A 13043-nucleotide genomic window follows, 5' to 3' on the forward strand; every position below is an offset into this window, starting at 1 on the left:
CCGTAACCCCGACTGAGACAACACCCGTAACCCCAACTGAGACAACACCCGTAACCCCAACTGAGACAACACCCGTAACCCCAACTGAGACAACACCCGTAACCCCAACTGAGACAACACCCGTAACCCCAACTGAGACAACACCCGTAACCCCGACTGACTCTCCAAGCATATAAAACTGCTAATGAGGGTACAAGATATTCTGCGAATGCCGAACGCGGTTCGTTTTGTCATAATTTTGCGTAAGTTCTGGGGACTTAGCTGCTCCATCGCAGTAGCACAGACTTATGCCCGATACCAGATGCAGAACCATGACAAATGAATTGTAGTTACTGCCTTTACAGCAACCACAGCAAAAAGTGATATTCCCTACGACTAGAGAACATCTGCTAGCGCTAGATTAAATCAAGGACAGGACTTACACAGAGTTCACCAGATATCCTTATATAGTGCAATCACATTTTCTGTGTAAGCTCCCAAGAACTAACTTGTTGCTAAAGAGATATATAAATCTATGACTTTTGATTACGACCTGTTTGTAATTGGTGCGGGTTCTGGAGGTTTGGCGGCTTCCAAACGGGCGGCTAGCTATGGAGCAAAAGTGGCGATCGCTGAAGATGATTTAGTTGGTGGTACTTGTGTGATTCGTGGTTGCGTTCCCAAAAAACTTATGGTCTATGGCTCTCACTTTCCCGCACTCTTCAGTGAAGCTTCAGGCTATGGCTGGAAAGTAGGTAATGCCGAGTTGGACTGGGAACATTTCATTACATCTATAGATAAGGAAGTTCGGCGACTGTCCCAACTACATATCAGCTTTTTAGAAAAAGCCGGAGTTGAATTAATTCCTAGCCGTGCCACATTACTAGACTCCCATACAGTAGAAGTTGATGGACGCAAAGTTACAGCAGACAAAATTTTAATTGCTGTTGGCGGGCGTCCCATCAAACCAGATTTACCAGGGATGGAATATGGCATTACCTCTAACGAAATCTTTCATCTAAAAGAACAACCAAAACACATCATCATTCTTGGCGCTGGTTATATTGGCACAGAATTTGCCTGTATCATGCGTGGTTTGGGTTCTGATGTCACACAAATTACCAGAGGTGAAAAGATTTTGAAGGGGTTTGATGAGGACATCACTACAGAAATTGAAGAAGGGATGACGAACCACGGAATTCGATTGATTAAGAATAATGTGGTAAAAACAGTTGAACGCGTGCCGGAAGGATTTAAACTGACTTTATCAGGGGAAGACCAAGAACCAGTAATTGCCGATGTGTTTTTAGTGGCGACTGGTCGAACTCCCAATGTAGATGGACTTGGTTTAGAAAACGCTGGGATTGATGTTGTCGCTAGTTCTATCGAAGGTCCTGGATACGATACCACAAGTGCGATCGCAGTCAATGAATATAGTCAAACTAGTCAAGCCAATATCTTTGCTGTTGGCGATGTCACAGACCGAATCAATTTAACTCCCGTAGCTATTGGCGAAGGTCGCGCCTTTGCTGATAGCGAATTCGGCAATAACCGCCGCGAATTCAGTCACGAAACTGTTCCCACAGCTATATTTTCTACTCCAGAAGCCGCGACAGTAGGCTGGACAGAAGCCGAAGCACGGGAAAAACTCGGTGATGCCGTAAAAATTTTTCGCACTCGCTTTCGCCCCATGTACCATAGTTTGACTGGTAAGCAAGAGAAGATAATGATGAAGTTGGTGGTTGATAGCAACACTGACAAAGTGCTAGGCGCTCACATGGTAGGTGAAAATGCCGCTGAGATAATTCAAGGTATAGCGATCGCCGTCAAGATGGGCGCAACTAAAAAAGATTTTGACGCCACCGTTGGTATCCATCCCTCCGCAGCCGAAGAATTTGTCACAATGCGATAACTAGGTCATTTGTCATTTGTCCTTTGAAATCACAATTGACAAATGACTAAGGACGACCCTAACGGGAAAACTTTAATGCTCACCCAGTATATCTACTTGCACGGCTTCGCTTCCAGTCCTAATTCTGCTAAAGCGCGGGATATAGGCGATCGCTTTGCCAAAATTCACACAAAGCTAAAAATTCCCGATCTAAATGCTGGCAATTTTTCGCAGTTGACAATCACTCGTCAGATGACTCAAGTTGCCGCAGAATTCAGTAATAATTCTACGCCAGTAACGCTTATTGGCTCAAGTTTAGGCGGCTTGACCACTGCCCACTTGGGACAGCAATATTTACAAGTGCAACGTCTCGTGCTTCTAGCACCAGCTTTTGAGTTTTTATCCCATTGGTTACCCAAGCTAGGCGATGAAGAAGTACAGCGTTGGCAGCAAGAAAAATATATCATGGTCTACCACTATGGAGAGGAGCGAAAGCTTCCCTTGAGTTACGATTTCGTTACAGATGCTGCCCAATACCAAGAGGAGTTTTTGCAACGTCCTATCCCCACCCTGATTTTGCATGGAAAAAAGGATGAAGTCATTCCCATTGAAGCCAGTCGTAACTTTGGGCGTTCGCGTCCTTGGGTGAAGTTAGTCGAACTCGACAGTGACCACGCCTTAGGTAATGTTATGGAAGAAATTTGGCAGGCAATTCGCCTCTTTTGCCAATTACCTTGAAGCTGTAAAATATTAGACTCTCACATAACTAATTGTCCTTAGTCATTTGTCCTTTCTTTACTTACTAATGACTAATGACCAATGACCAATGACTTACTAAAATTATGCTTCCCTTTATCCGGTCAGATTTAGCCCAATTTACCGCGTACAAACCTCACCCCAGCAGCGATACAGCCGGAGCTGTCCCCACGCAATTTGATCGGCTAGATACAAATGAAAGCCCCTATGATTTACCACCTGAGTTAAAAGAAAAGCTGGTCTGGACGTATCAGCAAGTAATTGAAACAAATCGTTATCCCGATGGCGGACATGAAACACTTAAGGATGCGATCGCCGAATACGTCAATGAATCAGCCGGTCTCTCAATATCCAATACTGCCGCCAATATCTCTGTGGGCAATGGTTCAGATGAACTAATCCGTTCTTTATTAATCGCTACCTGTCTAGGAGGAGAAGGTTCAATTCTAGTTGCCAATCCCACTTTCTCTATGTACGGAATTTTGGCACAAACTTTGGGTATTCCTATAGTGGCGGTGGGTAGAAATGAAACAAATTTTGAAATTGACTTAGAAGCCGCACAGTCTGCCATCGAACAAACTCAAAATCCCCCCATTCGCGTAGTTTTCGTAGTGCATCCCAATTCGCCTACTGCCAATAGTCTAACTGCGGCAGAGTTGGCATGGTTAAAAAATCTGAGTGAGCATATTTTGGTAGTAATTGATGAAGCTTACTTTGAATTCAGTCAAACTACCTTAGTAGGTGAATTAGCACAGCGCTCCAATTGGGTTATATTACGCACTTTTTCTAAAGCCTTCCGATTGGCATCTCTCCGTGTTGGTTATTGTGTCGCTCATCCCGAAGCGATCGCCATTTTAGAAAAAGTCCGCTTACCTTACAATCTCCCCAGCTTTTCCATAGCAGCAGCATTAGTTGCTTTACAAAACCGCACACTCTTGCTGGGGTCAATTCCCCAAACCCTAAGTGAACGAGCCAAACTAATCGAAGTTTTATCCCAGCAACCAGAACTACGAATTACCGCAAGCGCTGCTAACTTTATTTACCTGCGTCTTAAACCAAATGGCTTTAATTCACAAGATGTTGCGTTAAAAACTTTCCACCAGAAACTTAGGACACTCGGCACTCTTGTGCGACACATTAGCGGAGGATTGCGAATTACTGTAGGAACAATAGAGGAAAACACCCGCACCGTTAATCGAGTACAAGCTGCTTTGGCAAATTTGGAATTTTAGCAATTCACTCAATAATTAAATCGGTTGTCCACCTCACTGCCCAAACGGCGTACTATTCCCACTGTTTGTGGCAGCACACCGACTAAAAGAGCAAAGGCAACATCCGGCAAAAGAGCAACTATTTCTGGCGGAAAGTATTGTTCAAATTGATCGAGAATCTTTTGGACGCGCTGCCCAGCTACAGGGTTTTCTGTAATTTGTTTGATCAATCGAATCCACTGTCGCCTAATCAAGTAAGCCTTCTGGCGTTCTTCATTAGATTCGGGAGTTAATAAAGACAGATTACCTATGGGCAGTGCTCTTTGGCAATCACAATCGTAATCCCCACCCACAGCAGCCCCAGGTCCAGCAAACTCTGCATGGTAGCGTTTAAAGAGGATTAATCCATTTCGTCTACGACTATTGACAATGAAAACTTCTCCACTGTGTAAACGTGTAAGGATATCCGAGCCTTGCGACTGCTCAGTTCCATCTGGCATGACAAGAGAGTCAAGGAAACTAGTTTCAGGGTAATAAGTTGATACCATAGATGTCTGATAGCGCCGATGCTGTTCGCTATCCATGTTTTTTAAACTTTCAACGAATTTGGTAGTAGTATGCACTTCAAAAGGGAACTAGCTGTTATGTAAAATTAGGTTTTTGAATTCTTTATATTATCAAGAGTCTTTTCATCAATTTGACTAAAATAGTAACAAATAGGCATTGTTTAATAATTTAGTGATCATATTTTATGAGATATAACTCGATTTGTCTTTAAATTCGGAGAGGGTTTTCTTAAAGTTTTTATAAAGATGAATAACTTAATTACAAAGTTATTATGAGCTATTGCTAATTTCCTAAAGGTAATTGTACAGCTATTGTCATTATAATTAATTTATTTATCTATATAAAAAACTTTAAAATATTTGTTATTTCATGACCAATAAAAAAAGACAAAATTTAATATTTAATCGTTCTAAGTAAATCTTAAAAACTTATATTTTCATTAATGTGAAGAAGAGTAATAACCGTAAAATCTTCACATTAAATATCATTAAAATAATTATCTGAAGCTATATACATCTAGATATTTAGCTAATCTTGGCTGACTGAGTTTTTAATTAGGTAAGTTTGTGCTTTGATTGTCGATATTGGTGATTTATTTTTTCCAAACTACTGTACTCACAATATCAAAATTTATAATTGCCAAAATAAAATTTAAATAATGGAATCAGCCCTCAGATGCTTGTGCAATAACATTTGGCTTGAGCGCCTTATGAAAAATGTATTCCAATTAGATTCGACTTTATGCACCCGATATCCCAGCTTAAAATAAAGTTGCCTTGCTTGATGGTTATTTTCCAAAACGTGGAGATATAAGTCTTGAAATCCCCACTCACGAGAAACTTTTTCACAGCTAGCCAGTAAGCCTGAAGCCACACCATGTCTCCGGTATTGTGGGTGAACTGCTAAATTGGATAAGTAAGGAAAACCCGTGCCAACCTGGCTCCACGAATCACTGTAACGTACACCCAGTTCCACACTTCCCACTAAATTATTAGCCGCACCAGTAGTAGCTTCAAAGGCGACTAAACAAATATGACGCGGCGGGGGTGATGCCATGCGATGCCTTAAGTCTTCGTAAATACCCAGACGTAGTAATGGAAAAGCCCATCCCCACATACCCTGTTGAGAGTGAAAGCTTTCAGCAATAATTTGGGAAACACCTATCAAATCAGCAGGTGTAGCTGTACGAATTTGAAATTGACAGCAAGCTGGATCGATTGGCTGTTGCTGGTATGGATGAAAAAACCGATATTTCAAGGCTAGTTTAGTATTGATTTGATTCGACGAAAATTTTTTCAAATATCCTCAAACACCATTTAAACTGAAGAAAAACTATATATCTACCCAGGAGCTTGAACTAACCTAACTAAGATTGCTAATTCACTTTTGCTTGTGGATCATACAAAGTTTTACAATTTAGTTTGGGGCTTTATAGCCTGTAAGTTTGAAAAAGTCTTAGAAGTTACAGCTTCATACATCTACAATCTTAAGTTCAGTAGGTTCAGGTGCATATTTTACTTTAGGTAGGAAGAAGATCAGTCTGTTTACCACAAAAGTATCTGTAAATTCGTACAGGTTTATGTAAATGGGTAGACAAATAGCATAACCTGCCCATAGGCATTACCTAAAAAATTGTTAAGTAAGTACACTACCGACAAACTTTGGTTGCAGGACTGAATTTTTTTATGCAATTGCCGCTACACTAACGGGACTTTGATACTAAGTCATAGGAACGGGCTGTACAGTTAGTGGGGAAGAATCTACAGGATTATCCCTAACTTCTTAACCACTACCACTTGTCTTAATGATAGTTCTGATTGCTAAATTAGAAAGAGGCATTTGTCTAATAGTATACTTTGGCTTTAAATCTTATTGTTTTAATTTTTCTGACTCTACCATGACTACCATAAATAAAATTTACCTGCAAGTGTTAGTACAACTGCTGCGGAGGGAAAACTTAATATGCAGCTTCATCTGGATTTTTCAGCCAGCTATGAGTGCTGTATGTAGTATCAGGCGTTGCTCACAGGAGGTGAAGCAAGATTTTGCAAGCAAGCATCGACTCCATAACACTAAAACTGACTATGAAAGCAATTACACTGCACCAAAGCAAACGGTAATCGGCATACGCCATTGAGACGAATTACTGTGAGTAAACGCTCCTACACTCAGCAGTCATGTAGCCAAACAGCCTTATTGGTCGAAATGCTCTGCTCTTACCTGACTCAGAAAAATACTTACCTGATCAGATTATTCTTTATCCGACTGCCGTTGCAGCAGGAAAGCGGTGCATGAAATCCCAAGCAAACAGTAAGCCTAAAATTTTGGTTGTCGATGATGAACCAGACAACCTTGACTTGCTTTACCGCACTTTCTATCGCGACTATAAGGTGCTAAGGGCAAACTCTGGCCCTGCGGCACTCGATCTGCTGGCTCAAGAGGGGGAGGTCGCAGTGATCATCTCCGATCAGCGGATGCCGATGATGAGCGGTACAGAATTTTTGAGCCTGACAGCAACTCAATATCCAGATATTATCCGGATTATTTTAACTGGCTACACCGATGTCGAAGACCTGGTGGAAGCAATTAACGCTGGTAAGGTATTTAAATATGTCACCAAACCGTGGGAAGCTGAGGAACTCAAAGCAGTGGTACGCCAAGCTTTGGATACTCATAATATCCTCAAAGCCCGCACCCGCGAACTTACTCGCACACTCCGACAAGAATCGCTGCTGAATACCGTTACAAATACGATTCGCAGTGCTTTAGACTATCGCCAAATTTTGCAGGCGATTGTAGATACAGTGGGTCATATGTTGGAGGTGGATGTTTGCCTGTTGCGTCCCTTCCAAGATGAGCAGTTAGCGGATAAAGGATTCATTTATCAGAAGGCTCTTTCTGAAGAGGCAGGGGAGCACACACAAGCAGAGGTGCAGGCAAATAATTCTTCTGCTGCGTCCTTCTCAACCTCTGCCCCTCTGCCTCTTTTGGCTCAGACTGTGTGGGAAACCCGCGAAGTCCAGGTGATTCACGATGTAACTGATGATGAGCGTATTCACGGTAATACTCCCGAACTGCGCCAACGTGAGGCAGCTTTTATTGCCGCTAACATTTGCTCTAGTTTAGTTGTGCCATTGATCTGCCAACAAGAACTGATGGCAGTGCTGGCACTACATCAGTGTTCTTTGCCTCGCTTCTGGGGAGATGATGAAGTGCAGCTAGTATTGATGGTGGCAGATCAGGCAGCTTTAGCTTTGTCTCAAGCTTATGCTTACGAACAAGTACGTGCCCTTGCCAAGCGAGAGAGCTTAATTAATACAATTACTAGCGCGATTCGCTCTAGCTTAGACCCCCAAGATATTTTTGCCGCTATCACCCAGCAATTGGGACAAGCTTTACAAGTCGATGGCTGCGTCCTGTCTTTGTGGACAGAGGAAGATGAGTTTGTCGAGTGTGTGGGCTTGTATGAAAGTTTTCAACATTCGGAAAATTTGCGTAGGCACAGCTCGCCGCAGTTGCCAGTTCTAGATAATAATCTTAGTAGTAATAATCACTTATCAACTCAGAGATTACCTTATTCTCAATCATCTATACAGGAGAATCCAATCCTGCAACAAATGCTACAGACACATGAACCTGTGGTAATTGGTAATGTGAGCCATTCTCCCTCAGATGTGCAGGGTTTTGATTTGCCTTTAAAAATGCCAGCACGATCGCTAATGTTTGTGCCATTATTGGCTGATGGGAAATGTATCGGTAGTATTACTTTACATGAGGGTAAAAAAGTACGCCGATGGCTGTCATCTGATATCGATTTGGCTAAAGCAGTAGCATCTCAAGCAGCGATCGCTGTGCAGCAGTCACATCTGTATCAAAAAACTCGCCAACAAGCTGAACGCTTACTGGAATTAGACAAACAAAAAACCGAATTTTTCCAAAATATCTCCCATGAGTTTCGCACACCCATCACCTTGATTCAAGGGCCCTTAGAGTCGGCGGTGGCGGCTGGTGAAGGATTATCTTACTCCCAAAGTGCGATCGCTCTACGTAACTCCCGCCGCCTGCTGCGACTGGTAAATCAACTATTGGATTTACAACGCCTGGATGCGGGGAGAATGCAGCCTAGTTTCCGCCCTTGCGATCTAGTCGAATTTGTCAGCCAAATTGTTGAATCTTTTCGTCCCTACTGTGAGAAAAAAGGACTGCATCTCGCCACCCAGTTAGATGAATGTTCTACGGTGTACTTGGATATGGAAAAATTTGACAAGGTGGTTTATAACCTCCTGTCAAATGCCATGAAGTTCACTCCCGAAGGTGGCACAATCAGTGTCAGACTAAAATCTGAACATGATCGTTGCATATTACAAGTACAAGATACTGGAATTGGCATTATTAAAGAACAAATTCCCCACCTATTTGAGCGCTTCCGCCAAGCTGAAGGTTCCGCAAACCGCTCGTATGAAGGCAGTGGTTTGGGTTTAGCTTTAGTTAAAGAATTGGTAGAACTACATGGTGGTCAAGTCACATTGGAATCAGTTTACGGCGAAGGTACTACCTTTAGTTTATGGCTTGTTAGTGGAAATGCTCATTTACCAGCACAACAAGTACTAGAAACGCCTACTGAACTGAATACAAGCCGAGCTAGTGTAGAATTGGCTGATTTAGAACTGTTAGAGGCAACAACAGACAATATTGAAGATATTACACTAAATTTCTCCCCCAATGTTGATACTCAAGACTCAGCACTTAAGACTCAGCACTCAATTTTAGTTGTAGATGACAACCCGGATTTGCGAACCTATGTATCTGATATTTTTCGCCGCAACGGCTATCATGTACGCACAGCTCGTAACGGTTATGAAGGGCACGGTATAGCTAAGGAAATTATACCCAGCTTGATTGTGACTGATTTAATGATGCCCTTGGTGAGCGGACTTGAGATGATTCAGATGATCCGCAATGAGGAGAAGTTGAAAGGAATACCAATCATTCTGTTGACAGCAAAAGTAGACGAGGAAACCCGCATCGAAGGTACAGAACATGGCGCGGATGCTTATTTAGCAAAACCATTCAATGATCGGGAACTTTTGGCGGAAGTTCGGAATCTTTTAGCATTGAAGGAAAATGAACGCCGAATCGTGGAATTAAATACTTATCTAACAGAATCGGTGTTAAAACGCTTTTTACCAGCTGTATTGGTACAAAAAGCCGCAACTGGAGATTTAACTTTAGATTTGCGCCCAGAACCACGCTTAATTACAGTTTTGTTTAGTGACATTGTGGGTTTTACACAGCTAGCAAATACTCTCAGATCCCGGCGAGTAGCAGAGTTACTAAATGAATATTTAGAAGCCATGACCAAGGTTGTATTTGGCAATGGCGGCACTGTAGATAAATTTATGGGAGATGCTATCTTAGCTTTATACGGAGCGCCGGAAGAACTAACCCCTAATGAACAGGTGCGTCGTGCTATCAACACAGCAAGAGCAATGCACCGCTCACTAGCTGACTTGAACCAGCGCTGGCGAGACCAAGGTGTATTCGATGGTGACAAACTTACTAGCGTACAGTTCCGGTGCGGTATCCACCAAGGTACTGCTGTTGTGGGGATGTTTGGTAGCGCTGAACGTGCCGATTATACTGCCATTGGTCCAAGTGTGAATATTGCTGCAAGGTTGCAAGCTGCGGCTGTTCCCGGTACTATCCTGGTTTCTGCAGCTGTGGCAGATTATTTGCAAGAAGAAGAAATTACTAAAGGTAGTCCGCTAGAACTTAAAGGAGTAGATGAAACAGTTTTGACCTTCGCTGTTAAACCAGAGCTAATTGTTAATCGCTAAAATTTAGACTGGTATTTTAAAGCATTACCAATGAGTAAGAGTGCCTAATCATATCCAGTTTCTATAGTATGACACCATCAGTTGCAGACAAAACTCCAATTCCAGCCAAGGTCTGGAGGCGACACACCGATTCACCCGCTTTGTGGATTTCTGTCGTTATAGGTTCAGTCTCTCTGCACTTACTGGCGTTCTGGCTGATGCGCTCATCTAATGCATTTAGTCTGTGGTTTCCCCAGCAAAGTGAATCTGCTGTTCCCATTGAATTAATAGACATTGCTCCCAAAACAAAAACAACAGCTAAAACAGTTTCGCCAAAGCCAGCATCCGCAAATCAAAAGTCTGTACCAGCGCGTTCACCACAAACAGCACGAACCATGCCCAGAAATCAAGATTTTGGCGCAAGAAATTCTGCTGATAATAATCTCCAGCAAAAGAGCCGAACTTACGCCTCTCAACCTCATAAGCAACCCTTTAGCCAATGGAGAGTTCCTACGCCGACGCCAACGCCGACACCTACATTTACACCGACACCGACACCGACCCCAATACCGAAATCTACACCGACACCTACAGTTCCAGTCGGTAATCTACCTTGGAACCGCCGTCAAGAAATCAAACTGGGAAAGGGAACGCTACTACCAACAGGTATTCCATCAAATCCACCAGTTTCGGAACCTGAAAACAGAGAAACTCCAGCAACTCCGACTAGGGAAACTCCGCCACCCCCGACTAAGGATACTCCGCCAACTCCCACTAGGGAAACTCCAGCAACTCCGACTAAGGAAACTCCACCAACCCCGACTAGAGAAACTTCACCAACTCGAACTAGAGAAACTCCACCAACTCCGACAGAGGGAGCATCGCTAGTAATAGTAGATCCTTTACCTAGAGATGAAATGAGTAACTTGATAGAAACAAGAGGATTTCGACAAGATGCTTTACCTGACGTTATAGCTAGATACAGCGGAAGCACCACAAAACAGTTGGATTCAAGTTTTCTACCAAGCGATTCTGAAGTTAAGCCTGCACAGATCCTTGCTAGCTTAGTAATTGATCACAATGGCAACTTTCAACAGGCTCTAGTTCTAGAAATAGAACCAGCAACACAGCAAAGTGAAAAAATCACATATGAGCGAGTTCTCAACGAGGTTTTCAAAACAGAAAACTTTGTTGCTGCTCACAACAACGATGGCACAAAACCAGATTTGAGCAATCTTTTTGTACGGATCACAATCCAAGCTGCCAATTCCAACTAAATACTTGACTTGAATTTTTACAAAATCTGTGTTATCCTTATAAAGTTGGAAAACTGCGGGCGTAGTTTAGTGGTAAAACTATAGCCTTCCAAGCTATTAATGCGGGTTCGATTCCCGCCGCCCGCTTAGAAAAAGCTCTAAAACGCAATAGTGAATAGAGCGTGAACTGAAACGGTATCTGAATTAAAAAGACTTAGGGCAAAATTCCCTTGTTAAATTAGGTAAAGTTTTAGCAAATTATACTATTACAACAAGTAAGTCTCGGCTTGGTAAAATAACCAGTTAGATAAATAACTATTTCAATTATCCAATACCTACTATGTAAGTAAGTGGGCAAGAATAAATTCACCCATGTTACATAATGTAAAATTAATTATATAAATTGGCTTGTAGTAAGCGGCTCTAGCCGCTTACTACAAGCCTTTAATTATTCACGCCACTTATTTAGTTATTACAATATCTACAAGTAGATAATAAATAGCAAATAGCAAGTCGATCTAATGCTAATACTACGTTAGTCGGTCTATATTGGAGTGGGTATGTTGTCTTTCCGTAACCAGCTGACGCAAGTCTTATGTTAACAGTTTAATTATTGCTTTTCTTGACTAAGTAACAGTCATAATTGATCAAGCGATCGCCAACCTTGGCAAAGAAATAAAAAACTAGAGGAATATCGCACAGCTTTTATTTTCGAGTATCCCTCATTGTTCTAACATCAACAATGTGAAATATTTATTTATCCAAATTTGCCACTGACGTAATCTCGGGTATCTTCCTGTTGAGGATTGTTAAAAATATTCTCTGTAAAGTTGTATTCGACCAGATATCCCATTTTGCTGCCCGTTTCTGTCGCCTGTGCATTGAAAAAGGCTGTCATATCAGACACCCGTGCGGCTTGTTGCATATTATGGGTGACGATAATAATGGTATATTGGGACTTCAGTTCTTGGAGTAATTCTTCAACCCGCAAAGTTGAAATTGGGTCAAGAGCAGAGCAGGGTTCATCCATTAGCAAAACCTCTGGTTGAATTGCGAGCGCACGAGCAATGCACAAGCGTTGCTGTTGACCACCAGATATAGATAAACCACTTTGTTTGAGTTTGTGCTTAACTTCATCCCATAAAGCAGCTTGCCGTAAACTCCGCTCTACCAATTCATCCATATCACCGCGATAACCATTAATCCGTGCTCCAAAGGCGATATTTTCATAAATTGACTTTGGAAAGGGGTTAGGCTTTTGAAAAACCATACCAACCCGACGGCGTAATTCTACTGTGTCAATTCTTTTGTCATAAATATCGGTTTCACCAAAGGTAATTCTTCCTTCAATCCGTGCACCAGGAATCAAGTCATTTAAACGGTTAAAACATCTTAGTACAGTGCTTTTACCGCATCCAGAAGGACCAATAAGAGCAGTAATTTTATTTTTGCCAATGTTTAGGTTAACATCACGAACTGCTTTGAAATTACCATAGAAAACAGATAATTGTTCAGCTTGTAAAATATTCTCGGAAGTAGCGGTTTTTGAGCTTGATACCATACAAAA

9 protein-coding genes and 1 tRNA gene are annotated in these 13043 nt (G+C 42.0%); 6 read left to right on the forward strand and 4 right to left on the reverse strand.

The genetic code is table 11. From position 1 onward, the window contains the following. Positions 1 to 234: hypothetical protein (locus ACEYW6_RS12115; protein ID WP_412979887.1), on the reverse strand; the 234-nt coding region annotated here is incomplete at its 3' end. A 280-nt stretch (positions 235 to 514) separates the two neighbouring features. On the opposite strand from ACEYW6_RS12115, the gene gor reads away from it, so the two are divergent. From gor to ACEYW6_RS12130, 3 genes are all read left to right on the forward strand, one after another. Beyond that, complete coding sequence (gene gor / locus ACEYW6_RS12120; protein WP_412979888.1) at positions 515 to 1891, forward strand: glutathione-disulfide reductase; 1377 nt, start codon at positions 515 to 517, stop codon at positions 1889 to 1891. A 75-nt stretch (positions 1892 to 1966) separates the two neighbouring features. Further along, positions 1967 to 2608: a YqiA/YcfP family alpha/beta fold hydrolase gene (locus ACEYW6_RS12125; RefSeq protein ID WP_412979971.1), complete on the forward strand. Its 642-nt coding sequence runs from the start codon at positions 1967 to 1969 to the stop codon at positions 2606 to 2608. 104 nt (positions 2609 to 2712) lie between these two features. Further along, the gene (locus ACEYW6_RS12130) at positions 2713 to 3858 is read left to right on the forward strand and encodes a histidinol-phosphate transaminase (RefSeq protein ID WP_412979889.1); all 1146 of its coding nucleotides are present in this window, start codon (positions 2713 to 2715) and stop codon (positions 3856 to 3858) included. Positions 3859 to 3866: 8 nt separating this feature from the next. On the opposite strand, the gene ACEYW6_RS12135 is transcribed toward ACEYW6_RS12130, so the two are convergent. Continuing rightward, a complete protein-coding gene (locus ACEYW6_RS12135) occupies positions 3867 to 4421 on the reverse strand; it encodes a hypothetical protein (RefSeq protein ID WP_196511812.1) in 555 nt (184 codons plus the stop codon). A gap of 634 nt (positions 4422 to 5055) precedes the next feature. Beyond that, positions 5056 to 5703 (reverse strand): N-acetyltransferase family protein, encoded by a 648-nt coding sequence (locus ACEYW6_RS12140; RefSeq protein WP_412979890.1) that lies wholly within the window; start codon positions 5701 to 5703, stop codon positions 5056 to 5058. Between the two features lie 992 nt (positions 5704 to 6695). Between ACEYW6_RS12140 and ACEYW6_RS12145 the strand changes: the two genes are divergently transcribed. The 3 genes from ACEYW6_RS12145 (at position 6696) to ACEYW6_RS12155 (ending at position 11623) form a co-directional block, all read left to right on the forward strand. Then, complete coding sequence (locus ACEYW6_RS12145) at positions 6696 to 10241, forward strand: response regulator (RefSeq protein ID WP_412979891.1); 3546 nt, start codon at positions 6696 to 6698, stop codon at positions 10239 to 10241. A gap of 68 nt (positions 10242 to 10309) precedes the next feature. Then, a complete protein-coding gene (locus tag ACEYW6_RS12150) occupies positions 10310 to 11497 on the forward strand; it encodes a hypothetical protein (protein ID WP_412979892.1) in 1188 nt (395 codons plus the stop codon). 55 nt (positions 11498 to 11552) lie between these two features. Beyond that, positions 11553 to 11623: transfer RNA gene (locus tag ACEYW6_RS12155), tRNA-Gly, on the forward strand. Positions 11624 to 12233: 610 nt separating this feature from the next. Here ACEYW6_RS12155 and pstB read toward each other — a convergent pair. Beyond that, a complete protein-coding gene (gene pstB / locus ACEYW6_RS12160; RefSeq protein ID WP_190892501.1) occupies positions 12234 to 13037 on the reverse strand; it encodes a phosphate ABC transporter ATP-binding protein PstB in 804 nt (267 codons plus the stop codon). Positions 13038 to 13043: the final 6 nt, after the last annotated feature.

This window comes from Nostoc sp. UIC 10607 (assembly GCF_047228265.1).
Taxonomy (GTDB): domain Bacteria; phylum Cyanobacteriota; class Cyanobacteriia; order Cyanobacteriales; family Nostocaceae; genus Nostoc; species Nostoc foliaceum_A.